Source organism: Janibacter melonis (genome assembly GCF_020567375.1).
GTDB classification, from domain to species: Bacteria; Actinomycetota; Actinomycetes; order Actinomycetales; family Dermatophilaceae; genus Marihabitans; species Marihabitans melonis.
On the sequence record NZ_JAJBZM010000003.1, the window covers coordinates 289,522 to 312,182 of the forward strand.

Sequence of the window (22,661 nt, forward strand, 5' to 3'; positions counted from 1 at the left end):
CCTAGCCCTCGAAGGGGGCGAGGAGGCGGCGCAGCTGCGCGACGAGGTCGGCTTGATCGCCCGGACCGAGGTCGGCGAGGATGTCGCGCTCGCGCTCGAGCAGGTCGGCCAGGGCGGCGTCGACGGCGGTGCGCCCGTCGTCGGTGAGCCGGACGATGACGCTGCGACGGTCCCGCGGGGACGGTGCGCGCTCGACCCAGCCGCGGGCGGTGAGCCGGTCGATCCGGTTGGTCATCGTGCCGCTCGTGACGAGCGTGGCCCGCACGAGGTCACCGGGGGAGAGCTCGTAGGGCGGGCCGGCGCGGCGCAGCGTCGACAGGACGTCGAACTCCCAGCCGTCCATCCCGTGGCGGGCGAAGGCGCTGGACCGGTCGAGGTCGAGCCGGCGGGCCAGCCGCGAGATGCGCGACATGACGTGCATCGGCTCGGGGTCGAGGTCGGGGCGCTCACGACGCCAGGCGTCGACGATCTCGTCGACGTCGTCGTGGATGGGGTGACGTTCGGGCACCCGTCAAGAATACGGCCTGCCAAGTATCTTCACGTCGAGAGACATCTCTCCTAGGATCGGGGCAGACGACGCAGGAGGCCGACGATGCCGAGCTGGGACCCCACGCTGTACGAGAAGTTCGCGAGCGAGCGGACACGACCCTTCGCCGATCTCACCGCCCGGGTGGGCGCGCGCGAGCCGCGGCTCGTCGCCGACCTCGGGTGCGGCAACGGGATCGCGACCCTCACCCTCGCGCAGCGCTGGCCCCGGGCCCGCGTCGTCGGGGTCGACAGCAGCACCTCGATGCTCGAGTCGGCCCGGGCGAAGGACCTCGACGGCCGCGTCGAGTGGGTCGAGGGCGATCTGTCGACGTGGACGCTCGAGTCGCTGGGCCAGGCGCCCGACGTCGTCGTGAGCAACGCGACGCTGCAGTGGGTGCCGGGCCACCTGCGCGTCGTCGAGGGCTGGGCCGACGCCCTCGCCCCCGACGGCTGGCTCGCGCTGCAGGTACCGGGTAACTTCGCCTCGCCGACGCACGCGATCATGCGCGAGATGGCGGTCGCGCACTCACGGGCGGCCGAGCTCGAGGCCGCGACGAAGCGCTTCGGTGCGGGGGAGCCGAGCACCTACCTGCAGATCCTCGCCGGGCGCGGTCTCGAGGTTGACGCGTGGGAGACCACGTACACGCACGTCCTCGACCCGGCCGGTGAGCAGGACAACCCTGTCCTGGACTGGGTGAGCGGGACCGGGCTGCGCCCGATCCTCGACGTCCTCACCGACGACGAGGAGCGCTCGGCCTTCCTCGCCGAGTACGGCGAGCGCGTCGCCCAGGCCTACCCCCGCACCCCGGCCGGGGTGCTCCTGCCTTTCCGACGGGTCTTCGCCGTCGGCCACAAGGTCGCCTGATGGTCGCCGTCGGCCTCCACCACGTGCAGATCGCCTGCCCGCGGGGCAGCGAGGACGACCTGCGCGCCTTCTACGGCTCCGTGCTCGGTCTGCCCGAGGTCCCCAAGCCGCCCGTCCTCGCCGCCCGCGGAGGGGTCTGGTTCGCCGTCGGCGACCAGCAGCTGCACTGCGGTGTCGAGGAGGGCTTCGCGCCCGCCCGCAAGGCGCACCCGTGCCTGCTCGTCGAGGACGTCGACGAGGTGGCTGCGGCCGTCGAGGTCGCCGGCCGGCCCGTGCGGTGGGACGAGGCGATCCCCGGTGTCCGGCGCTTCCACACCGACGACCCGGTGGGCAACCGCGTCGAGATCCAGCAGGTCTGAGGGGTCGGCGACCCGTCAACTACCCTGGGGGCGCCGCCGCACGGCGGCGTTCCCCGGTTGGTCTGCCGGCAGGGCCCGCCTGACTTTGAATCAGGACAAGCGACGCAGGTTCGACTCCTGCCCGGGGAGCGCAGGTGCGGGCGCGTCGCGCCCTGGGCGTCCCCCCTTCGCCCGGGGTCCCGGTCAGGTCGGCGGGGGCAGCCGCGGGTGGTCGGTGGGGTAGATCCCGACCGCGAAGCCGTACGTCGTCTCGCCGGAGCGCGGGAGGCGGTCGAAGTCGTCGACGAGCTCGCTCATCCGCTGCCAGAAGGCCGATGCCTGCTCGGGCGCGATGCGCGCGTGCCGGACGAAGCCCCACAGCTCGCCACGCTCGAAGGCCGGTCCCGACTCGGCGGCCGCCACCTCGAAGTCGTTGAAGTCCCGCGGCATCTCCTCGCCCGACGAGCCCTGGGGGGCGACGTAGAAGAGCCGTGCTGTCCGCCCGTAGAGGCGCTCCTCGACGGCCCGGACGCGCCGGGTGCTCACGACCCGGAGCAGGTCGGCGCGCACGAGGACGGCGACGTGGTGGGCGACGGTGCTCTTCGGGCGGTCCAGGGCGCTCGCCAGCTCGGTCACCGACGCCGCGCGCTCGAGGAGCAGCTGGAGGATCGTCGTGCGCAGGGGGTGGGCGAGCGCACGCACCTGGGCGGGCTGGGTGAGCGCCATCCGGTCGGCGAGCTCGTGGCCCGGGGGGTTGTCCTCCATGCCGCACGAGACTACCGTCGTCGAACGTTCCGCATCAGTGGATCATTCGTCGAGGAGGACGTCACATGGCCGAGGTGCTGCTCTACCACCACATCCAGGGGCTGACGCCGGGCGTCGTCGCCTTCGCCGACGCCCTGCGCGAGGCGGGGCACGCCGTGCACACGCCCGACCTCTTCGAGGGACGGACCTTCGCGAGCATCGAGGAGGGCTTCGGGTACGCCCGCGAGGTCGGGCTCGACGTCGTGCGCCAGCGGGGTGCCGACGCCGTCGACGGGCTGGGGGAGGCGCTCGTCTACGCCGGGTTCTCCTTCGGCGTGACGATCGCCCAGCAGCTGGCCCAGACGCGACCCGGCGCCCGCGGCGCCCTGCTGCTCTGCTCGTGCATGCCCGTGGCCGAGTACGGGGAGCGGTGGCCGCAGGACGTACCCGTGCAGGTGCACGGCAAAGAGGGGGACGAGTTCTTCGACGAGGACCTGCCCGCCGCCCGCGAGCTCGTCGCGTCGAGCGAGCGGGCCGAGCTCTTCGTCTACCCCGGCGACGAGCACCTCTTCGCCGACTCCTCGCTCGACGCCTACGACCCCGACGCGGCCGCGCTGCTGCTCGAGCGGGTCCGCGCCTTCCTCGCCCCGCTCTGAGGGGCGAAGGGGGGCGCCTGACCTCGTCGGTTCGGCCGCCCCCTTCGCCCCTGGGTAGAGTGTCGAGGTCCCGACGGGACATCCCTGACCCGAGCAGCTGGGAGCAGCACGTGAGTGACGCCCGCCCGTCCGCCGTCATCATCCTCGCCGCCGGCGAGGGCACGAGGATGAAGAGCAAGACCCCGAAGGTCCTCCACCCGATCGGCGGCGACACCCTCCTCGGGCACGCGATGCGGGCGGCCAGCGGTGCTGGCGCCGACTCGACCGTCGTCGTCATCCGCCACCAGCGCGACCGGGTCGCGGCCTACGTCGAGGAGCGCAACGCCTCGTCGAGCACGCCGGTGATCGTCGCGGACCAGGACGAGGTCAAGGGCACCGGCCGCGCCGCGGAGTGCGGTCTCGACGCCCTCCCGGCGGACCTCACGGGCACCGTCGTCGTGACGATGGGCGACGTCCCGCTGCTCACCGCCGAGACGATCTCCGCCCTCACCGCCGCTCACGTCGAGGCCGGCGCCGTCGCGACCGTCATGACCTCCGTCCTCGAGGACGCGAAGATGTACGGCCGGATCATCCGCGGCGCCGACGGCTCGGTCGAGCGGATCGTCGAGTTCAAGGACGCGACGGAGCCCGAGCGCGCGGTCCGCGAGATCAACTCCGGCATCTACGCCTTCGACCTCGAGGTGCTGCGTCGTCAGCTGCCGCGCGTCGGCACCGACAACGCGCAGGGCGAGAAGTACATCACCGACGTCATCGCCCTCGCCCGCGAGGAGGGCGGTCATGTCATCGCCCACGTCCTCGAGGACCTGTGGCAGACCGAGGGCGTCAACGACCGCACCCAGCTCGCCCAGCTCGGCCGGGTCCTCAACGACCGCGTCTGCGAGCGGCACATGCGCGCCGGCGTGACGATCGTCGACCCCGCGACGACGTGGATCGACGTCGACGTGACGATCGGCGCCGACACCGTGATCCGCCCGGGCACCCAGCTGCTCGGCGCGACGAGCATCGGCGAGGACGTCGTCGTCGGACCCGACGTCACACTCGTCGACACCGAGGTCCACGACGGCGCAGAGGTCAAGCGTGCCGAGGCCCACCTCGCCGTCATCGGCGCCGGCGCGACCGTCGGCCCGTACAGCTACCTGCGCCCCGGCACCGAGCTCGGTGCGAAGGGCAAGATCGGCGGCTTCGTCGAGACGAAGAACGCGAAGATCGGCGACGGGGCCAAGGTCCCGCACCTCACCTACTGCGGCGACGCGGTCATCGGCGACGGGGCCAACATCGGCGCCGGCACGATCTTCGCCAACTACGACGGGGTGAGCAAGGGCCGCACGAACGTCGGGGCCCACTCCTTCGTCGGCAGCAACTCCGTCCTCGTCGCACCGCTCGACATCGCCGACGGCGCCTACGTCGCCGCCGGGTCCGCGATCACCGGGGCCGTCGAGCCCGGCCAGATCGCCATCGCCCGCGGCCAGCAGCGCAACGTCGACGGCTGGGTCGAGCGTCGCCGCGCCGGCACCGCGACCGCCCAGGCGGCGCAGGCGGCGCAATCCGCCCCGCACACCAGCTGACCCCCTCCGCACACCCCCTGCAGCACCGCACGAAAGTCGAGGCACCGTGACCGGCATCCAGAAGACCCCCGAGAAGAACCTCATGGTCTTCTCCGGGCGCACCCACACCGCGCTCGCAGAAGAGGTCGCGGCCTCCCTGGGCACCGACCTCGTGCCCACGAGCGCCTACGAGTTCGCCAACGGCGAGATCTACGTGCGCTACGAGGAGTCGGTGCGTGGCTGCGACGCCTTCGTCATCCAGAGCCACGCGACGCCGATCAACGAGGCGATCATGGAGCAGCTCATCATGGTCGACGCCCTCAAGCGTGCGAGCGCGAAGCGGATCACCGTGGTGCAGCCCTTCTACGGCTACGGGCGCCAGGACAAGAAGCACAAGGGGCGCGAGCCGATCAGCGGCCGGCTCATGGCCGACCTCTTCAAGACCGCCGGTGCCGACCGGCTCATCTCGGTCGACCTGCACACCGACCAGATCCAGGGCTTCTTCGACGGCCCCGTCGACCACCTCATGGCGATGCCGATCCTCGCCCGCCACGTCCGCGAGAAGTACGGCGACCGCCAGCTCGCTGTCGTCTCCCCGGACGCCGGCCGGATCAAGGTCGCGGAGCAGTGGTCGCGTCAGCTCGGCGGGGCACCGCTGGCCTTCATCCACAAGACGCGTGACATCTCGCGCCCGAACGAGACCGTCGCCAACCGCGTCGTCGGCGAGGTCGAGGGCCGTCTGTGCGTGCTCGTCGACGACATGATCGACACCGCCGGCACGATCACCAAGGCCGCCGACGCGATCATGGCCGAGGGCGCCGCGGGCGTCGTCATCGCCGCGACCCACCCGATCTTCTCCCCGCCGGCCGTCGAGCGGATGACCGCGTGCTCGGCCGAGGAGATCATCGTGACCAACACCCTCCCGCTGACGCCCGAGCAGCACTTCGAGGGGCTGACCGTCCTGTCGATCGCGCCGCTCATCTCGGCCGCCATCCGTGAGGTCTTCGAGGACGGGTCGGTGACCTCCCTCTTCGAGGGCCGCGCCTGACCTCCCTTCGCCCCCTGACCTGCGCCGGCGGGTCGAAGACGCCCCGCACGTCGTGACGTGCGGGGCGTCTTCGACTGACGAAGGGGGAGCTAGTCGCCCTGGCGGGAGCGGTAGGCGGCGGCGGCGAGGCGGTTGCCGCAGCCCCCCTCGCAGTAGCGCTTCGAGCGGTTGCGCGAGAGGTCGACGACGACGTCGTCGCAGTCGTCGGCCGCGCAGATGCGCAGCCGGCCGAGCTCGTCGGCCCGGATGACGTCGACGAAGGCCATCGCCGCCTCGACCTGCATGCGGCGGGCGAGCGGCGCGTCGGGCGAGGTCGCGTGGATGTGGAAGCCGTAGCCGTCGTGGTCGACGAGCTGGGGGAGTGCCTGGCCGTCGCGCAGCAGCGCGTTGACGAGGTCGACGACGCGCTCCGGGTCGTCGGCGGCCAGCCACACCTCGCGCAGCCGGGGCCGCAGCGCCCGCACCTGCTCGAGCTCGGCCTCGTCGCCCACCCGGCGCCCGGTCCAGCCCCAGTGCCCGAAGAAGTCCTCGAGCTGCGCGACGCTCGAGAGCGTGTCGCCGTCGGCGTCGGGGAAGGCCCCGACAGCGGTGTTGACCAGGGCCGCGGTACCGCGCAGCGCATCGTTGGTGTCATGACCAAAAGACATCTTGACTCCTGACGTCGGGGGCGCATATCGTCATCACCATCAGTCTATGTCACTCATGACGACCACTCGAGGAGGTCCACGTGACCCAGCGCTCCACCCCCTTCGTCGCCGGTCTCGCGGTGGCCCTCTTCTCGGCGGCGACCTTCGGCTCGTCGGGCACCTTCGGCGCCTCGCTCATGCAGGCCGGCTGGACGCCCGGGGCGATCGTCACCGCGCGCATCACCGGCGCGGCGCTGCTCATGCTCGTGCCGGCTCTCGTGGCCCTGCGCGGCCGCTGGGCTCTGCTGCGCCGCAACCTGCCCAAGGTCGCCGCGTACGGCGTCGTCGCCGTCGCCGGCTGCCAGCTCGCCTACTTCAACGCCGTCGACCACCTGTCGGTCGGCGTCGCGCTCCTGCTCGAGTACCTCGCGCCCGTCCTCATCGTCGGCTGGATGTGGCTGCGCCACGGCCGCCGCCCGAGCCGGCTGACCGTCGTCGGTGTCGCCGCCGCGGTACTCGGTCTCGTGCTCGTCCTCGACGTCTTCTCCGGGGCCCGGGTCGACCTCGTCGGCGTCATGTGGGGCCTGCTCGCCGCCGTCGGGCTCGTCGTCTTCTTCCTCCTCTCCTCCGACGAGGAGGACGCGCTGCCCCCGATGACCTACGCCGGTGCCGGGCTCTTCATCGGTGCGCTGAGCCTGGGGGCCGCGGCCCTCGTCGGCGTGCTGCCGCTCGCCGCCCCGACCGGCCGGGTCGATCTCGCCGGCTGGTCGGCCCCGTGGTGGGTCGCCATCGCCGAGCTCGCCGTGGTCGCCGGCGCGGTCGCCTACGTCAGCGGCATCGCCGCCGCCCGGATGCTCGGGGCGACGATCGCCTCCTTCGTCGGCCTCAGCGAGGTGCTCTTCGCCATCGTCTTCGCCTGGGTGCTCGTCGGCCAGGCCATGGCGCCGATCCAGGTCCTCGGCGGTCTGGCCATCCTCGTCGGGGTCGCCGCGGTCAAGCTCGGCGAGGGAGAGCCGCTGGCTCCCGCGAGCGAGGCCGGTGCGACCGACGTCGCCCTGAGCGAGGCCGACGAGACGGCGCAGGACCACCCGGCCGGTTTTGGCCCCTCCGCGCAGGTCCACTAGGATCACCGGGTTGCCTCGGCGAGGGACGTTGCACAGTCGCAGCGATCCGTGATCGACGCGGTGGACCTCCGTGTCCTGCTGCCGTCCGTGCTGCGCCCCACGTCGAGGCCCACCGCCCGATATGACGCGACCCGCTGACACGGGTCGTCCCCCAGCTGAAGGAGCCCCGCATGTCCAGCGACGAGATCCGCATCGACGCCGAGATCCGCACCGAGTTCGGCAAGGGCGCGGCCCGCCGCATCCGCCGCGCCGACAAGATCCCCGCCGTCATGTACGGCCACGGCGAGGAGCCCCGCCACATCACCCTCCCGGGTCACGACACGATGATGGCGCTGAAGTACAACGCCAACGCGCTGCTGACGATCGTCGTCGACGGCCAGCAGGAGTACGCCCTGGCCAAGGACGTGCAGCGCCACGTCCTCAAGCCGTGGATCGAGCACGTCGACCTCGTCGTCGTCAAGAAGGGCGAGAAGGTCACCGTCGAGGTCCCCGTGCACGTCGAGGGCGAGGCCGGTCCGGAGACCATCGTCACCGTCGACGCCCAGACCCTCGAGGTCGAGGCCGACGTCACGAGCATCCCCGAGTCGATCGTCGTCTCCGTCGAGGGCCTCGAGGCCGGCACCCAGGTCCTCGCCTCCGAGGTCGAGGTCCCCAAGGGCTCCACCCTCGTCACCGACCCCGAGACGCTCGTCGTCAACATCACCGAGCAGATCTCCGCCGAGGCCCTCGAGGCCGAGCTCGCCGAGGCCGAGGCCGAGGCCGGTGTCGAGCGCGACGAGTCCGAGGACGAGACCGAGGGCTCGCCGAGCGACAAGCAGCTCGCCGAGGGCGACGCCCCCATGGAGTCCCCCGAGGACGGCAACCCGGAGGCCTGATCCTCCGACACGCACCTCGACGACGGGGGAGCCGAGCCCGAGCGGGTTCGGCTCCCCCTTCGTCATGTGTCTACGCTTGCGCCTCGTGAGCGAGCAGACGTGGCTGGTGGTCGGCCTGGGCAACCCCGGGGAGAAGTACGCGGGCAACCGCCACAACGTCGGCGCGATGGTCGTCGAGGAGCTGGCCCGGCGGGCGGGGACGAGCCTGCGGGCCCACAAGGCCGGGGCCCGCGCCGAGTCCACCCGCCTCGCGCCGCCCGGCGGCGGTCTCGGGCCGCGCGTCGTGCTCGGCGTGCCGACCGCGTACATGAACGTCTCCGGCGGCCCGACGAAGGCGCTCGCCAGCTTCTTCTCCGTCGACGTCGACCACCTCGTCGTCGTCCACGACGAGCTCGACATCCCCTTCGGAGAGGTGCGGCTCAAGCAGGGCGGCGGCGAAGGGGGCCACAACGGCCTGCGCTCGATCACGAGCTCCTTCGGGACGAAGGACTACCTGCGGGTGCGGGTGGGGATCGGCCGCCCGCCGGGCCGCATGGACCCGGCGAGCTTCGTCCTCAAGGACTTCTCGAGCACCGAGCGCCCCGAGCTGCCCTTCCTGCTCGACGACGCCGCCGACGCGGTCGAGCTGCTCGTGCACCGCGGGCTCACCGACGCCCAGCAGGTCGTCCACGCCCCGCGCCCCTGACCTCGTCCGCGACGGCAGGCCCGCAGCAGGGGTGGCTCAGGCGCCGCCCTTGAGCTGCTGGAGGCGGGCCTCGATCTCGGCGTCGTGCGAGTGGTCCTCGAGCTCGGCGAACTGGTCCTCGATGCTCGTCGACTGGGCCTCGGCGCGGCCGGCGACCATCGCCTCCTGGTGCTTGATCTTGTCCTCGAAGCGGGACAGCTCGCTCGTGGGGTCCATGACGTCGATCGAGCGGATCGCGCCCTGCACCCGCTCCTGGGCCTCGGCCGAGCGGGCCCGCGCGACGAGCTGGTCGCGACGGCCCTTGAGGTCCTCAAGCTTCGTGCGCATCTGGGTCAGCCCGCCCTTGAGCTGCTCGACCGTCGCGTTCTGCGCCTGGATGCGTGGCTCGGCCTCGGTGACCTCGCCCTCGAACTGGATCTGGCGCTGCAGGGCCACCCGGGCCAGCCCGTCGAACTTGTCGGCGCCGGCGGTGTCGCCCGCCCCGCGCAGCTGGTCGGCCTTGCTCGACGCGGCGCCGGCCTTGCGGCCCCACTCGGTGGCCGCGGCGCGGTCCTCCTCGAGGTCGGCCTCGGCCAGGCGCACCCCGGCGATGGTCTGCGCGACGGCCTCCTCGGCCTCGACGATCGAGTTCGTGTAGTCGCGCACGAGCTGGTCGAGCATCTTCTCGGGGTCCTCGGCCCGGTCGAGCATCGAGTTGATGTTCGCCTTCGCCAGCTGGGCGACGCGGCCGAGGAGGGTCTGCTTCTGGGTCATCGTTGGCCTTCCTGTCTCGGCGCGGACGCGCCGGTGGTGGTGCTGCGGATGGGTGTGGTGCGCTCGAGGGGGTGGGTGGTCGCGGGCGTCCGGCGAAGGGGGTGCCGCGCCAGCGCGCCGGGGGAGCGGGTCAGAAGCGACCACCCCCGCCGAAGCCGCCGCCTCCGCCGCCCCCACCGCCGAAACCTCCTCCGAAGCCGCCGGAGCTGCCGCCCCAGCCGCCCCCGCGGCTGCCGCCGCCGAAGCCCCCGGAGAGGATGCCGCCGAGGATGATCGAGGTGGGGTCGAGCCCGCGGCTGCCGCCCCCGAAGCCCCCGCCGTAGCCGCCCCGGCCGCCGCCGCGCCAGTCGTCGACGTCGCTCCGGGCGGTGGACAGGGCCCGCTCGCCGAGGCGCTCGGCCTGGCCGAGCAGGTCGTCCGCACGGTCGGCGTCCGTGGTGGTGGCCTGCTCTGCCTGCGCGAGGAGCTGGTAGGCCTGGTCGATGTCGGTTCGGGCCTCGACGGACACCGCGCCCCGGGTGCGCGAGATGGTCGCCTGGATCGAGTCGAGCCGCGCGCGCACGGTCTGCGCCCGGCGAGCGACGAGGTCCGCGGCGCGCCGGCGCACCTCGTCGGCCTCGCGGTGCGGGGCGAGGGCGGCGTCGAGGTCGCGCTCGGCGCTCGTCAGCGCGCTGAGGGCGGCGAGGGGGTCGCCACCGGAGCGGGCGCGCACCCCGTCGTCGATCGCCGTGCGGGCCGCGGCGAGCGCGGTGGTCGTCAGCTGGTCGTGCGCGCCGAGGCGCTCGGCGTCGGCGACGTCGGAGGTGATCGAGGCGAGCGCCCGGTCGAGGTGCCCCGCCGCGTCGGCGAGCACGCCCTGCGCCCCGGAGACGGCGTCGAGGGCGGCCACCGCCTGCCCGAGGGCGTCCTCCGCCGCTCGGGCGGCAGCGACGGCGGCGGGTCGGTTGTCCCCCTCGGCGAGGTGCTCCCGCCCGGTGGCGACGAGCTCGCGGGCCGAGGCGACGAGGCCACGGGCCTGCTCGACGTCGTGCCCGACCGAGACGAGGGCCTCGGGCGGGTGGGTGGCGCGCAGCCCGGCGAGCTCTTGCTCTGCGACGGGGATGCGCTGCTCGACCTCGCCGGCGCGCACGTCGAGGTCGGCGAGCACCTCGGGCACCCGCGACTGCAGGTCGCGCAGCCGGACGAACTCCTCCTCCTCGGCGTCGAGCCGGGCGTCCGCGTCGGCGGCCAGGGCGAGGATGCGCTCGTAGCCGGCGCGGGCGCGAGCGGGGTCGAGCGTGCCCTGACGCTGCGCGTCGTCGAGCTCGCGCTGCACGCCGAAGGCCTCGCTCGCCTGGGCCCGGGCCGCGGCGAGGGTCTGCTCGAAGCGCAGGGTGGCCTGGGTGCCGAACTGCGCCTGCGCGAAGGTCAGCTCCTCGGCCGAGGCGCGCAGGGCGTTGTCGAGGTCGACGAGCGCGGTCCCCGCCCGCGACCGGACCGACTCGAGCGGCTCGGCCTGCTCCGGCGGCGCGCCGACGCCCGGGCCGCCCGTGGCGCCGGTCCGCGAGCGGCGGCGGCTGAGCAGCAGCCCGCCCACGCCCGCGGCGCCCGCGATCCCGGCGAAGGGCAGCCAGCCCGGGATGCTGCTGCCGGTGAGGGCGTCGGCATACCCGTCGGCGGCCGCGACGACCGCCCCACCCCAGTCGTCCCGGCCGAGGGCCGGCTCGATGTCCTGCGAGCGGACCTGCTGGTCGTCGCTCTCGGACAGGCCCGACTCCTCGCTCGCCCACGTGCCGTAGCGCCGGTCCTCGACGGCCACGGCGAGCAGGACGTCGTCGCCGCCCATGCCCGAGCGCTCGTAGGTCTGCTGAGCCCAGGCCGAGCCCTCGGTGCCGTCGAAGGAGTCGACGTAGACGACGAAGAGCTGGATGCCCGCGTCACGGGCCCGCTGCAGGGCCTCTTCGTACTGGCCGAGGTCCCCGAGGACGCCGGCCTCGTCGGTGACCTGCTCGCGCAGGTCCATCGGCTCGGTCGTGGGGGCGGCGGGTGCGGCGCTCACGGGTGGGGGAGCGGCGGCGGCTGCGGCGCACGCCGGACCTGCCCCGAGGGCGATCATCACGGCGGCTGCGGCCGGCCAGCGGCGCACGCCGCCCGCCCCGCGCTCGGTCGTCCCTGTGCGTGCCCGGCACCCCATGCCCTGACCCTGCCACACCGCACGGGCGCTGCAGGGCCGGGCGTGCGGCAGACTGGACCCCGGTATGAGCGAGACCCTGACTCCCCTTCGCGCAGCTGTCGCCGATCTCCCGGTCGTGACCGAGCTGCTGTCCCACGCACACCGCACCGACGAGGTCGACCTCTCCGTGCCCCCGGGCCTGCGGGCGCCGGTCGTGTCCCTCCTGAGCCGTCCGGTCGACCCCGGGGCGACGGGGGTGGCCCCCCTCCTCGTCGTCACGGCCACAGCGCGCGAGGCCGACGACCTCGCGAGCGCCCTGCGCTGCCTGCTCGACGAGCCCTCCGTCCTCACCTTCCCCAGCTGGGAGACGCTGCCGCACGAGCGGCTCAGCCCCCGCAGCGACACGGTGGGGCGCCGCCTCGCCGTGCTGCGCCGGCTGGCCCACCCCTCGCCGGACGACGCCGAGCACGGCCCGGTGCAGGTCGTCGTCGCGTCCGTGCGAGCCGTCCTGCAGCCGATCGCGAAGGGGCTCGGCGACCTCGAGCCCGTGCGCATCGCCGTCGGCGACGAGCGCCCCCTCGCCCAGCTCGTCGACGCCCTGGCCGCCGCGGCCTACACCCGGACCGATCTCGTGCAGCGGCGCGGCGACTTCGCGGTGCGGGGCGGGATCCTCGACCTCTTCCCCCCGACGGAGGAGCACCCCGTCCGGGTCGAGCTCTTCGGCGACACGGTCGAGTCCATCCGCCACTTCAAGGTCGCCGACCAGCGCAGCCTCGGCGAGGCCCCAGCCGTGTGGGCCCCGCCGTGCCGTGAGCTGCTGCTCACGCCGGCCGTGCGGGCCCGGGCGGCCGAGCTCGCCGAGCAGCTGCCCGGCGTCGCCGACATGCTCCACAAGGTCGCCGAGGGTATCGCCGTCGAGGGCATGGAGTCCCTCGCGCCCGCTCTCGTCGAGGGCATGGAGTCCGTCCTCGACGTGCTGCCCGAGGGCGCACGGGTCGTCGTCAGCGACCCCGAGCGCGTGCGCACCCGCGCCCACGACCTCGTCTCGACGAGCGAGGAGTTCCTCCAGGCCTCGTGGGCGAACGCCGCGAGCGGCAACGCCGTCCCCGTCGACCTCGAAGGGGTCCTCGGCACCGCCTCGCACTGGACCCTCGCCCAGGCCCGCGACCACGCGGTCGACCTCGGGCTCGGCTGGTGGACGCTCACCCCCTTCGCCGCCGACACCGAGCTCGCCGACCAGATGGCTGACGCCGTCGAGCACGAGCACGTCGCCCTCCACGTGCCCGCGGTGGAGCCGCCGCGCTTCCGCGGCAACACCGACGCCGCGGTCGAGCAGCTGCGCACCTGGCATGACGCGGGCTGGCGGGTGCTCGTCGCGACCGACGGCACCGGCCTGGCCGACCGCGTCCGCGAGGTCCTGCGCGACCACGACATCCCCACCCGTGAGGGCACCTCGCTCGAGCCCGGCGTCGTCGCGGTCGCGGTCGCCTCGCTCGGGACCGGCTTCGTCGCCGAGGAGGACCGCCTCGCGATGCTCACCGAGGCCGACCTGCTCGGCTCGAGCGGGTCGACCGGCTCGACGCGCGACATGCGCCGCATGCCCTCGAAGCGGCGCAAGCAGGTCGACCCCCTCGAGCTGCGGCCCGGCGACTACGTCGTGCACGAGCAGCACGGCGTCGGCGCCTTCGTCGAGATGATCCAGCGCACCGTGCAGGGCGCGACCCGCGAGTACCTCGTGCTCGAGTACGCACCGAGCAAGCGCGGTCAGCCCGGCGACCGGCTCTTCGTGCCGACCGACCAGCTCGACCAGATCACCCGCTACGTCGGTGGCGAGACCCCGACGGTCAACAAGATGGGTGGCAGCGACTGGAAGGCGACGAAGTCCAAGGCGCGCAAGTACGTCAAGCAGATCGCCGGCGAGCTCATCCGCCTCTACAGCGCGCGGATGGCGACGAAGGGGCACGCCTTCGGTCCCGACACCCCGTGGCAGCGCGAGCTCGAGGAGGCCTTCGCCCACGTCGAGACGCCCGACCAGCTCGGGACGATCGAGGAGGTCAAGACCGACATGGAGCGGGCGGTCCCGATGGACCGCCTCATCTGCGGCGACGTCGGCTACGGCAAGACCGAGATCGCCGTGCGCGCCGCCTTCAAGGCGATCCAGGACGGCAAGCAGGTCGCCGTGCTCGTGCCGACGACCCTGCTCGTCCAGCAGCACCTCAACACCTTCTCCGAGCGGTACGCCGGATTCCCCGTCGTCGTGCGCTCGCTGAGCCGCTTCCAGAGCGACAAGCAGGCGAGAGAGGTCATCGCCGGGCTCGCCGACGGGTCCGTCGACCTCGTCATCGGCACCCACCGCCTCCTCGGCTCCGAGGTGAAGTTCAAAGACCTCGGACTCGTCGTCGTCGACGAGGAGCAGCGCTTCGGCGTCGAGCACAAGGAGCAGCTCAAGGCGATGCGCACCGCCGTCGACGTCCTCGCGATGTCGGCGACGCCGATCCCGCGCACGTTGGAGATGGCGGTCACCGGCATCCGCGAGATGTCGACCCTGGCCACGCCGCCCGAGGAGCGCCACCCGGTGCTCACCTTCGTCGGGCCGCACGAGGACAAGCAGGTCGCCGCCGCGATCCGCCGCGAGCTCATGCGCGAGGGTCAGGTCTTCTACGTCCACAACAACACGAGCTCGATCGAGCGCACGGCCGCGCACATCCGCGAGCTCGTGCCGGAGGCCCGGGTCGAGACCGCCCACGGCAAGATGGGCGAGCACCGCCTCGAGCAGGTCGTCCTCGACTTCTGGGAGCGCCGCTTCGACGTCCTCGTGTGCACGACGATCGTCGAGACCGGGCTGGACATCTCCAACGCCAACACCCTCATCCTCGACCGGGCCGACCGCCTGGGCCTGAGCCAGCTGCACCAGCTGCGCGGCCGTGTCGGCCGGGGTCGTGAGCGGGCGTACGCGTACTTCCTCTACCCGAGCGAGGCGCCGCTGACGGAGACGGCGCACGACCGGCTGCAGACCATCGCGGCCAACACCGATCTCGGGGCCGGCATGCAGGTCGCGATGAAGGACCTCGAGATCCGCGGCGCGGGCAACCTGCTCGGCGGCGAGCAGTCCGGTCACATCGCCGGCGTCGGCTTCGACCTCTACGTGCGGATGGTCGGCGAGGCCGTCGCCGACTTCAAGGGCGAGGGCGAGGCTGCCCCGGCCGAGGTGCGCATCGAGCTGCCCGTCGACGCCCACCTGCCGCACGACTACATCCCGGGGGAGCGGCTGCGGCTCGAGGCCTACGCGAAGCTAGCCGGCGCCCAGACCGAGACCGACATCGACGAGATCGTCGAGGAGGTCGTCGACCGCTACGGGCCGCTGCCCGAGCCGGTGCGCAACCTCGTCGCGGTCGCCCGGCTGCGCGTCGTCGTGCGTCGCGCGGGCCTCACCGACGTCGTCGCCCAGGGGCAGAACGTCCGGCTCGCGCCGATCCGGCTGCGGGAGTCCCAGCAGCTGCGCCTGGCCCGGGTCTACCCGAAGTCGCTGTACAAGGAGGGCACCGGCACGGTCCTCGTGCCCCGCCCGACGACGGCGCGGATCGGGGGGTCCCCCCTTCGCGACCAGGCGGTGCTCGACTGGGCCGCCGAGCTGATCCGTACCGTGATGCTCGATGATGTGATGGACACTGGGGCGCAGAGCCCCCGACGCGCAGCACCCGAAAGGACCTCGTCGTGACCCGACGCCCCCGTCTCGCCCTCGCGCCCCTCGCGCTGGCCCTCGCCGTCGGCCTTGCCGGCTGCGGCTCCGAGCAGGTCGAGGAGGTCGGCCAGACCTGGCCGTCCGAGGCCGCCGCGACGGTGGACGACCACACGGTCACCGTCGGCGACGTCCAGGAGGCGACGAAGGGGACGAACGCCTTCATCCGCGAGCAGGGCGGTCAGCAGCAGCTGACGACGCGCGACGTGCTCTCGACGCTGATGTTCGCACCGCAGATCATCGAGGCGGCCCAGGGTGCCCAGGCGCAGGTGCCGACGAAGGCGACCGTCGAGCGCGTCCTGCGCGACCTCGGCATCGAGCCGTCGGCGGGCACCGTCGAGTTCATCCGGGCGCAGAGCGTGCGCGAGCAGCTGACCCCCGAGCAGTCGCAGCAGGTCGCGGAGCTGCTCGGCGACGCCGACGTCAGGGTCAACCCGCGCTACGGCACCTTCAGCGCCGACCAGGGCCTCACCCAGGGCTCGCCGGACTGGCTCGAGCCGCTGCCCGAGCAGGACGCCCAGCAGCAGGCACCGCAGCAGCAGGCGCCCGGGGCCCCCGAGCCCACGCCCGCTCCCTGAGCGTGACCGCCCGCGTCGTCCTCCTGGCGAGCAGCCCCCGGGTAGCCCCGGGCCTGCTCAGCCGTGATGCGTGGCGCTGCCTCGAGGGCGCGTCCTCGCGGTGGTGCCGCTCGGACGACGAGGCGCTCGCCGGCGCGGTGCGCTCGGCCGGTCTGCCCGTCGAGAGCGTCGACGAAGGGGTGACCCCTCCCGTCCTCGCCCGCCGGCTCGTCGCGGCGACGCAGGGCGGGCGCGAGGTCGTCTGGGTCGGGTCGGCCGACGGCGACCCCGGGCTGTCCGACGCGCTCGCCTCAGAGCTGTCGGCGCTGGCTGACCCGCCGGAGATCGAGGTGCTCGTCGGGTCGTGGGACGTGCCGGGCGCGCGGCTGCTCGACGCCGTCGTCGTCATGGACCGCCTGCGCAGCCCCGGCGGGTGCCCGTGGGACGCCGAGCAGACCCACGAGTCGCTCGTGCCGTACGCGCTCGAGGAGGCCGAGGAGGTCGCCGAGGCGGTCGCCGGCCTCGCCGACGGCAGCCACCGCTACGAGGACCTGCGCGACGAGCTCGGGGACCTCCTGCTCCAGGTGCTCTTCCACGCCCGGGTCGCGACCGAGGCCGAGCCGGGACCGACCGCGGCAGACGCCCCCTTCGACATCGACGACGTCGCCGCGACCCTCGTCGCGAAGATGGTCCGCCGTCACCCCCACGTCTTCGGCGACTCGACGGCGAGCACCCCCGCCGAGGTCGAGGAGCAGTGGGCGCAGATCAAGGCCCAGGAGCGCGCCGACCGCGCCGCCCGCCGCGAGGCCTAGCCCCCGTCAGCGCCAGTCGACGCTCGTAGCACGCGGGATCGGGAGGGGGCCGTCCGGCGTGTGCGCCCGAGACCGGCTGGGCCGCTCGATACCCTCGGCCCTAGGCTCGCAGGGGGAGCACCTGCCCCCTTCGCCCATCCGACAGGAGTGACAGACGTGGCCACCATCGAAGCCATCGGCGCCCGCGAGATCCTCGACTCGCGCGGCAACCCGACCGTCGAGGTCGAGGTCGCCCTCGACGACGGCAGCATCGGCCGTGCGGCCGTGCCCAGCGGTGCCTCCACCGGCGCCTTCGAGGCGGTCGAGCGCCGCGACGGCGACAAGAAGCGCTACCTCGGCAAGGGCGTCCAGGACGCGGTCCGCGCGGTCGAGGAGGAGCTCATGCCCCAGCTCCTCGGCTACGAGGCCAGCGACCAGCGCATCGTCGACAACGAGATGCTCGCCATCGACGGCACCCACAACAAGGGCACCCTCGGCGCCAACGCCATCCTCGGCGTCTCCATGGCCCTCGCCCACGCCGCGGCGCAGTCCAGCGAGCTCCCGCTCTTCCGCTACCTCGGCGGCCCGAACGCGCACGTCCTGCCCGTGCCGATGATGAACATCCTCAACGGCGGCAGCCACGCGGACTCCAACGTCGACATCCAGGAGTTCATGATCGCGCCGATCGGCGCCCCCTCCTTCCGCGAGGCGCTGCGCTGGGGCACGGAGGTCTACCACCAGCTCAAGGCCGTGCTCAAGGACAAGGGCCTGTCGACCGGTCTCGGCGACGAGGGCGGCTTCGCGCCGAACCTTGGCAGCAACCGCGACGCGCTCGACCTCATCGTCGAGGCCATCACGAAGGCCGGCTTCACCCCCGGCAAGGACATCGCGCTCGCGCTCGACGTCGCGGCCAGCGAGTTCTGCGAGAAGGGCAAGTACACCTTCGAGGGAAAGAAGCGCTCCGCGAAGGACATGGTGGAGTACTACGCCGAGCTCGTCGACGCCTACCCGCTCGTGTCCATCGAGGACCCGCTCGACGAGGACGACTGGGAGGGCTGGGTGGCCATCACCGAGCGTCTCGGCTCGCTCGTCCAGCTCGTCGGCGACGACCTCTTCGTCACCAACCCCGAGCGCCTCGGCCGCGGCATCGCCGAGGGCGCGGGCAACGCCCTGCTCGTCAAGGTCAACCAGATCGGCACGCTGACCGAGACCTTCGACGCCGTCGCCCTGGCGCACCGCAGCGGCTACCGCTGCATGATGAGCCACCGCTCCGGCGAGACCGAGGACGTCACGATCGCCGACCTCGCGGTCGCGACGAACTGCGGCCAGATCAAGACCGGGGCGCCCGCGCGCTCCGAGCGCGTCGCGAAGTACAACCAGCTCCTGCGCATCGAGGAAGAGCTCGACGACGCCGCCGTCTACGCCGGCGCCGGCGCCTTCCCGCGCTTCCAGGGCTGACGCGTGGCTCGACCGACCGGTCGTCGTCCGGCGGGCTCCTCAGGGCCCGCCGGGCGCACCCCGCGCCCGACCCGCCCCCCTGGCCGCGGCCAGGGCGGGGCGGGCGCTCGTGCGTCCGGTCGTGGTCGCGCCACCTCGACCACCCAGGGCCCGCGGCGCCGCGTCGCCCTCACCCCGCGCCGATGGGTCGCGCTCGTCTCCGTGGGCTTCCTCATGACGATGATGCTGCTGCCCACGGCGAAGAGCTATCTCGACCAGCGCTCGCGGATGGACGCGCTCGAGACCCAGGTCGCCACCCAGGAGCGCGACGTCGCCGCGCTGCAGCGCCAGAAGGAGCTGTGGTCGACCGACGAGTACGTCGAGGCGCAGGCCCGTGAGCGGCTCAAGTTCGTCAAGGTCGGCGAGAAGTCGTACACCGTCATCGACGCCGACCCCGCCGCCAGCGACGTCGACCCGGAGACGGGCACCGCGACCGGCGAGGACCACGGTCCCTGGTACGAGCGCCTCGGCACCTCCGTCGAGGCGGCCGACGCACGCTCGGGGGCCGGCCGCTAGATGGCGACCTACGACGAGCACGGCAACGACCTCGACCGCGTGACCCAGGCCGACCTCGACGCCGTGACCGCCCAGCTCGGGCGACAGGCGCGCGCGGTCGTCGAGATCGCGGCCCGCTGCCCCTGCGGCTGCCCCGCGGTCGTGCGCACGGCGCCCCGCCTGCCCGGCGGCACGCCCTTCCCGACGTCCTTCTACGCGACCTGCCCCCGGCTCACCGGCGCCATCTCGACGCTGGAGAGCCGGGGCGTCATGGCCCAGATGAGCGCCCGGCTGCTCGAGGACGAGGACTACGCGGCCTCGTACCGGGCCGCCCACGAGGACTACCTCGCCCGCCGCGGCGAGCTCGGCGACGTGCCCGAGGTCGCCGGCATCTCCGCGGGCGGCATGCCGACTCGCGTGAAGTGCCTCCACGTCGTCGTCGCGCACTCGATGGCGGTGGGCGAAGGGGTGAACCTCCCCGGCGACGAGGCGCTGGCCATGCTGCCGCCGTGGTGGGAGAACGGCTGCTGCGGCGTCGTGCCGGGTGCCGCCGGGGTGACCGGCCCCGATGCCGCCGAGCACACCACCGAGGAGTCACGATGAGGGTCGGCGCCGTCGACTGCGGCACGAACTCGATCCGTCTGCTCGTCGCCGACGTGGGGGAGCCGGACGAGGACGGCCGCTGCGCCCTCGTCGACGTCGTGCGACGCACCGAGGTCGTCCGGCTGGGCCAGGGCGTGGACCGCACCGGCACGCTCGACCCCGAGGCGCTGCGCCGCACCCTGGCGGTCACCGACGAGTACGCGCGGACCTGCGCCGAGCACGGTGTCGAGGCGATGCGCTTCGTCGCCACCTCGGCGTCGCGGGACGCGAGCAACGCGGCGGACTTCGTCGTGGGCGTGCAGCAGGCCTTCGCCGCGCATGGCCTCGAGGTGAGCCCGGAGGTCGTCTCCGGCACCGAGGAGGCGCAGCTGTCCTTCGCCGGTGCGACGGCGGGGCTCGCCGAGGCCGGGGTCGACGGGCCCTACCTCGTCGTCGACCTGGGCGGCGGCTCGACCGAGCTCGTCCGCGGCACCGACGCGGTCTACGAGGAGATCTCCCTCGACATCGGCTCGGTCCGCCTGTCCGAGCGCCACTTCTTCTCCGACCCGCCCCAGCCCAGCGAGGTCGAGGCGGCCCGCTGGGACATCGCCGAGGCGCTCGACCGGGCCGAGACCCGCGTCGGCGTCGGCGGTCTCGGCGCGATCATCGGGCTCGCCGGCACGATCACCACGGTGACGGCGCACGCCCTTCGCCTCGAGCGCTACGACTCCGCCCGGATCCACCTCGCCCGGCTCACCCCGGAGCAGGTGCTCGTCGCCGCCGCGGAGATCGTCTCGGCCGACCGCGACACCCGGGCCGCCATGCCGTACATGCACCCCGGCCGGGTCGACGTCATCGGTGCGGGCGCTCTCATCTGGCACGACCTCGTCGCCCGCGTCGTCGAGGTGACCGGTCCGGGCATCCCGGTCGTGACGAGCGAGAAGGACATCCTCGACGGGATCGCCCTCTCCGCCGCCACCACCCCCGCCTGAGCTGCCCCCCGTCCCACCTTTCCCGCCCAGGGCGGGAAAGTCGGCTCGCTGCGGCTGACAGGTGCGGGCGGTGGGATTCGAACCCACACGTTCGACAGGACTTTTAAGGTCCCCGGCTCGCCGTTGGCCTACGCCCGCCTGCGGTTGCGACCCCGATAGGTCGGGGTCTGCGCATGGCAGTTCGGACAGAGTAGCTCCAGGTTCTCCAGGCTGTTGTTCTGCCGATCGCCGTCACGATGCTCCAGCTCGAGCGGGATGGGCAGACCCAACCACTGCGTGCCGCCGCACGAGTCGCAGCGCCAGGTGAAGATGCCCGCCCGCACGAGGCGGTTCTTCAGGCGGTAGGAGCTGATGGGGTGCTCGTTGGACAGGTAGGCGTCCAGGGGTCGGGTCGGGCCCTGGCTCAGACCCTTGTTCCAGGCCTGGCCGGTGAAGTGGGAGGTGTCGAGCTGTGCGGCGGCGATCGCCCGCCGGACGACGGCGTAGTTCCCTCCAGCGACCCGGATGCCGAGCCTGCCGATCACCTGGGCCACAGAGGTCGACGACTCGACCGCCTCGGCCAGCTGGTCGTCGGTCCACCGCCGCTTCCTCCCCATGCCCGGGATGCTTGCAGCACGGTGCGACAACGGGTCACGATCCGCACGACCGGCGCAGTCGACGAGCTTGCCTGCCACTCATGCCACGATGTGGACATGCAGATCGCAGACCACATCTCCGAGCTCATCGGCAACACCCCGCTGGTCAGGCTCAACGCCGTCGTCCCGTCCGGGTCCGCCCTCGTCGCCGCGAAGGTCGAGTACCTCAACCCCGGCGGCAGCATCAAGGACCGGATCGCCAAGAAGATGGTCGACGCGGCGGAGGCCGAGGGGCTGCTCAAGCCCGGCGGCACGATCGTGGAGCCGACGTCGGGCAACACCGGGGTCGGCCTGGCCCTCGTCGCACAGCAGCGGGGGTACAAGTGCATCTTCGTGTGCCCCGACAAGGTCGGCCAGGACAAGATCGACGTCCTGCGCGCGTACGGCGCCGAGGTGCGGGTGACCCCGACGGCCGTCGCCCCCGAGCACCCGGACAGCTACTACTCCGTCTCCGACCGGCTCGCCGCCGAGACCCCCGGCGGCTGGAAGCCGAACCAGTACGAGAACCCCAACGGCCCGGCCAGCCACTACGAGAGCACCGGCCCGGAGATCTGGGCGCAGACCGACGGCGAGATCACCCATCTCGTCGCGGGCATCGGCACCGGCGGCACGATCACCGGCACCGGGCGCTACCTCAAGGAGATCTCGCAGGGCCGCGTCAAGGTCGTCGGCGTCGACCCCGAGGGCTCGGTCTACTCCGGCGGCAGCGGGCGCCCTTACCTCGTCGAGGGCGTCGGCGAGGACATGTGGCCCGGCGCCTACGACCCGTCCGTCCCGGACGAGGTCATCGCCGTGAGCGACGCAGAGTCCTTCGCGATGACCCGCCGTCTCGCCCTCGAGGAGGGCCTGCTCGTCGGCGGGTCCTGCGGCATGGCCGTCGTCGGCGCGCTGCGCGTCGCCGAGCGCGAGCCCGACGCGAAGATCGTCGTCATCCTCCCCGACGGAGGGCGGGGCTACCTCGGCAAGATCTTCGACGACGAGTGGATGGCCAGCTACGGCTTCACCAGCGGCGAGGAGGACACGACGACCGTGGGCGACGTGCTGCGCGTCAAGAGCGGCGACATGCCGGCCCTCGTCCACACGCACCCGACCGAGACCGTCCGCGACGCGATCGAGATCCTGCGCGAGTACGGCGTCTCGCAGATGCCCGTCGTCAACGCCGAGCCGCCTGTCGTCCTCGGCGAGGTCGCCGGTGCGGTCACCGAGCGCGAGCTGCTCGACGCCGTCTTCGAGGGGCGCGCCACGCTCGCCGACCCGGTGAGCAAGCACATGAGCCGCAAGCTGGCGCAGATCGGGACCGGCGAGAGCGCCGCGTCCGCGGTCGAGGCGCTCGAGCACGACGACGCCCTGCTCGTCGTCGACGGCGGCAAGCCGATCGGGGTCGTGACCCGCGCCGACCTCCTCGGGCACATCTCCGCGCGGACGAAGGGCTGAT

The 22,661-nt window shown here is 73.1% G+C and carries 22 protein-coding genes and 2 tRNA genes; 17 read left to right on the forward strand and 7 right to left on the reverse strand.

Annotated elements, in window-relative coordinates; genetic code table 11:
* Window position 1: 1 nt before the first annotated feature.
* Entirely contained in the window at window positions 2-508 is a 507-nt protein-coding gene (locus tag LIV55_RS13490; protein ID WP_275898487.1) for a MarR family winged helix-turn-helix transcriptional regulator, read from the reverse strand.
* An 84-nt stretch (window positions 509-592) separates the two neighbouring features.
* Between LIV55_RS13490 and LIV55_RS13495 the strand changes: the two genes are divergently transcribed.
* The 3 genes from LIV55_RS13495 (at window position 593) to LIV55_RS13505 (ending at window position 1,881) form a co-directional block, all read left to right on the forward strand.
* A complete protein-coding gene (locus tag LIV55_RS13495) occupies window positions 593-1,393 on the forward strand; it encodes a methyltransferase domain-containing protein (protein ID WP_229300574.1) in 801 nt (266 codons plus the stop codon).
* Complete coding sequence (locus LIV55_RS13500; protein ID WP_068273171.1) at window positions 1,393-1,752, forward strand: VOC family protein; 360 nt, start codon at window positions 1,393-1,395, stop codon at window positions 1,750-1,752. Before LIV55_RS13495 ends, LIV55_RS13500 begins: the two co-directional genes overlap by 1 nt.
* A gap of 50 nt (window positions 1,753-1,802) precedes the next feature.
* A tRNA-Gln gene (locus LIV55_RS13505) sits at window positions 1,803-1,881 on the forward strand.
* Between the two features lie 54 nt (window positions 1,882-1,935).
* Here LIV55_RS13505 and LIV55_RS13510 read toward each other — a convergent pair.
* Window positions 1,936-2,496 carry an ArsR/SmtB family transcription factor gene (locus LIV55_RS13510; RefSeq protein WP_123091247.1) on the reverse strand — a complete coding sequence of 187 codons (561 nt, stop codon included), beginning with the start codon at window positions 2,494-2,496 and terminating at the stop codon, window positions 1,936-1,938.
* 65 nt (window positions 2,497-2,561) lie between these two features.
* Between LIV55_RS13510 and LIV55_RS13515 the strand changes: the two genes are divergently transcribed.
* From LIV55_RS13515 to LIV55_RS13525, 3 genes are all read left to right on the forward strand, one after another.
* The gene (locus LIV55_RS13515) at window positions 2,562-3,131 is read left to right on the forward strand and encodes a dienelactone hydrolase family protein (protein WP_229300575.1); all 570 of its coding nucleotides are present in this window, start codon (window positions 2,562-2,564) and stop codon (window positions 3,129-3,131) included.
* Between the two features lie 110 nt (window positions 3,132-3,241).
* Window positions 3,242-4,696 (forward strand): bifunctional UDP-N-acetylglucosamine diphosphorylase/glucosamine-1-phosphate N-acetyltransferase GlmU, encoded by a 1,455-nt coding sequence (gene glmU / locus LIV55_RS13520; RefSeq protein WP_191564980.1) that lies wholly within the window; start codon window positions 3,242-3,244, stop codon window positions 4,694-4,696.
* Window positions 4,697-4,742: 46 nt separating this feature from the next.
* Complete coding sequence (locus tag LIV55_RS13525; protein WP_123091244.1) at window positions 4,743-5,723, forward strand: ribose-phosphate diphosphokinase; 981 nt, start codon at window positions 4,743-4,745, stop codon at window positions 5,721-5,723.
* Window positions 5,724-5,812: 89 nt separating this feature from the next.
* On the opposite strand, the gene LIV55_RS13530 is transcribed toward LIV55_RS13525, so the two are convergent.
* A complete protein-coding gene (locus LIV55_RS13530; protein WP_123091242.1) occupies window positions 5,813-6,370 on the reverse strand; it encodes a CGNR zinc finger domain-containing protein in 558 nt (185 codons plus the stop codon).
* An 80-nt stretch (window positions 6,371-6,450) separates the two neighbouring features.
* On the opposite strand from LIV55_RS13530, the gene LIV55_RS17265 reads away from it, so the two are divergent.
* The 3 genes from LIV55_RS17265 to pth all read left to right on the forward strand — a co-directional run bounded on the left by LIV55_RS17265 (window position 6,451) and on the right by pth (window position 9,033).
* Complete coding sequence (locus LIV55_RS17265; RefSeq protein ID WP_229300577.1) at window positions 6,451-7,473, forward strand: EamA family transporter; 1,023 nt, start codon at window positions 6,451-6,453, stop codon at window positions 7,471-7,473.
* Window positions 7,474-7,643: 170 nt separating this feature from the next.
* A complete protein-coding gene (locus LIV55_RS13540; protein WP_123091240.1) occupies window positions 7,644-8,348 on the forward strand; it encodes a 50S ribosomal protein L25/general stress protein Ctc in 705 nt (234 codons plus the stop codon).
* Between the two features lie 64 nt (window positions 8,349-8,412).
* Window positions 8,413-9,033, forward strand: a complete 621-nt coding sequence (gene pth / locus LIV55_RS13545; protein WP_191565153.1) for an aminoacyl-tRNA hydrolase — start codon at window positions 8,413-8,415, stop codon at window positions 9,031-9,033.
* A gap of 36 nt (window positions 9,034-9,069) precedes the next feature.
* Here pth and LIV55_RS13550 read toward each other — a convergent pair whose 3' ends face one another.
* Together LIV55_RS13550 and LIV55_RS17015 are read right to left on the reverse strand one after the other, a co-directional pair.
* Window positions 9,070-9,786, reverse strand: a complete 717-nt coding sequence (locus LIV55_RS13550; RefSeq protein WP_229300578.1) for a PspA/IM30 family protein — start codon at window positions 9,784-9,786, stop codon at window positions 9,070-9,072.
* A gap of 130 nt (window positions 9,787-9,916) precedes the next feature.
* A complete protein-coding gene (locus LIV55_RS17015) occupies window positions 9,917-11,959 on the reverse strand; it encodes a TPM domain-containing protein (RefSeq protein WP_267493010.1) in 2,043 nt (680 codons plus the stop codon).
* A gap of 64 nt (window positions 11,960-12,023) precedes the next feature.
* On the opposite strand from LIV55_RS17015, the gene mfd reads away from it, so the two are divergent.
* The 7 genes from mfd to LIV55_RS13595 all read left to right on the forward strand — a co-directional run bounded on the left by mfd (window position 12,024) and on the right by LIV55_RS13595 (window position 20,591).
* A complete protein-coding gene (gene mfd, locus LIV55_RS13565) occupies window positions 12,024-15,656 on the forward strand; it encodes a transcription-repair coupling factor (protein ID WP_229300580.1) in 3,633 nt (1,210 codons plus the stop codon).
* Window positions 15,653-16,255, forward strand: coding sequence for a hypothetical protein (locus LIV55_RS13570; RefSeq protein ID WP_229300581.1), 603 nt, complete (start codon window positions 15,653-15,655; stop codon window positions 16,253-16,255). The genes mfd and LIV55_RS13570 overlap by 4 nt, the downstream gene beginning before the upstream one ends.
* Before the next feature lie 2 nt (window positions 16,256-16,257).
* A complete protein-coding gene (locus LIV55_RS13575; RefSeq protein WP_229300583.1) occupies window positions 16,258-17,046 on the forward strand; it encodes a MazG nucleotide pyrophosphohydrolase domain-containing protein in 789 nt (262 codons plus the stop codon).
* A 156-nt stretch (window positions 17,047-17,202) separates the two neighbouring features.
* Window positions 17,203-18,483 (forward strand): phosphopyruvate hydratase, encoded by a 1,281-nt coding sequence (eno, locus tag LIV55_RS13580; RefSeq protein ID WP_229300585.1) that lies wholly within the window; start codon window positions 17,203-17,205, stop codon window positions 18,481-18,483.
* A gap of 3 nt (window positions 18,484-18,486) precedes the next feature.
* Window positions 18,487-19,038 carry an FtsB family cell division protein gene (locus tag LIV55_RS17270; RefSeq protein ID WP_191681600.1) on the forward strand — a complete coding sequence of 184 codons (552 nt, stop codon included), beginning with the start codon at window positions 18,487-18,489 and terminating at the stop codon, window positions 19,036-19,038.
* Window positions 19,039-19,620 (forward strand): DUF501 domain-containing protein, encoded by a 582-nt coding sequence (locus LIV55_RS13590; RefSeq protein WP_229300586.1) that lies wholly within the window; start codon window positions 19,039-19,041, stop codon window positions 19,618-19,620. It abuts the gene before it with no gap.
* On the forward strand, window positions 19,617-20,591 hold the full coding sequence (locus LIV55_RS13595) for a Ppx/GppA phosphatase family protein (protein ID WP_229300588.1): 975 nt from the start codon (window positions 19,617-19,619) through the stop codon (window positions 20,589-20,591). The genes LIV55_RS13590 and LIV55_RS13595 overlap by 4 nt, the downstream gene beginning before the upstream one ends.
* A 62-nt stretch (window positions 20,592-20,653) precedes the next feature.
* Here LIV55_RS13595 and LIV55_RS13600 read toward each other — a convergent pair.
* Both LIV55_RS13600 and LIV55_RS13605 read right to left on the reverse strand, forming a co-directional pair.
* Window positions 20,654-20,729: transfer RNA gene (locus tag LIV55_RS13600), tRNA-Leu, on the reverse strand.
* Entirely contained in the window at window positions 20,720-21,265 is a 546-nt protein-coding gene (locus tag LIV55_RS13605; protein WP_229300590.1) for an HNH endonuclease signature motif containing protein, read from the reverse strand. The genes LIV55_RS13600 and LIV55_RS13605 overlap by 10 nt, the downstream gene beginning before the upstream one ends.
* 18 nt (window positions 21,266-21,283) lie before the next feature.
* Here LIV55_RS13605 and LIV55_RS13610 point away from each other — a divergent pair, with 18 nt between their 5' ends.
* Window positions 21,284-22,660, forward strand: coding sequence for a cystathionine beta-synthase (locus LIV55_RS13610; protein ID WP_229300591.1), 1,377 nt, complete (start codon window positions 21,284-21,286; stop codon window positions 22,658-22,660).
* Window position 22,661: the final 1 nt, after the last annotated feature.

Excerpts from the sequence above, each read along its gene's own strand:
- LIV55_RS13495 (WP_229300574.1), top strand. The coding sequence starts at position 593 with ATGCCGAGCTGGGACCCCACGCTGTACGAGAAGTTCGCGAGCGAGCGG.
- LIV55_RS17015 (WP_267493010.1), bottom strand. The coding sequence starts at position 11,959 with ATGGGGTGCCGGGCACGCACAGGGACGACCGAGCGCGGGGCGGGCGGC.
- pth (WP_191565153.1), top strand. The coding sequence starts at position 8,413 with ATGTGTCTACGCTTGCGCCTCGTGAGCGAGCAGACGTGGCTGGTGGTC.
- LIV55_RS13530 (WP_123091242.1), bottom strand. The coding sequence starts at position 6,370 with ATGTCTTTTGGTCATGACACCAACGATGCGCTGCGCGGTACCGCGGCC.
- LIV55_RS13515 (WP_229300575.1), top strand. The coding sequence starts at position 2,562 with ATGGCCGAGGTGCTGCTCTACCACCACATCCAGGGGCTGACGCCGGGC.
- LIV55_RS13550 (WP_229300578.1), bottom strand. The coding sequence starts at position 9,786 with ATGACCCAGAAGCAGACCCTCCTCGGCCGCGTCGCCCAGCTGGCGAAG.
- LIV55_RS13595 (WP_229300588.1), top strand. The coding sequence starts at position 19,617 with ATGAGGGTCGGCGCCGTCGACTGCGGCACGAACTCGATCCGTCTGCTC.
- LIV55_RS13510 (WP_123091247.1), bottom strand. The coding sequence starts at position 2,496 with ATGGAGGACAACCCCCCGGGCCACGAGCTCGCCGACCGGATGGCGCTC.
- LIV55_RS13610 (WP_229300591.1), top strand. The coding sequence starts at position 21,284 with ATGCAGATCGCAGACCACATCTCCGAGCTCATCGGCAACACCCCGCTG.
- mfd (WP_229300580.1), top strand. The coding sequence starts at position 12,024 with ATGAGCGAGACCCTGACTCCCCTTCGCGCAGCTGTCGCCGATCTCCCG.
- LIV55_RS13590 (WP_229300586.1), top strand. The coding sequence starts at position 19,039 with ATGGCGACCTACGACGAGCACGGCAACGACCTCGACCGCGTGACCCAG.
- LIV55_RS13500 (WP_068273171.1), top strand. The coding sequence starts at position 1,393 with ATGGTCGCCGTCGGCCTCCACCACGTGCAGATCGCCTGCCCGCGGGGC.
- LIV55_RS13540 (WP_123091240.1), top strand. The coding sequence starts at position 7,644 with ATGTCCAGCGACGAGATCCGCATCGACGCCGAGATCCGCACCGAGTTC.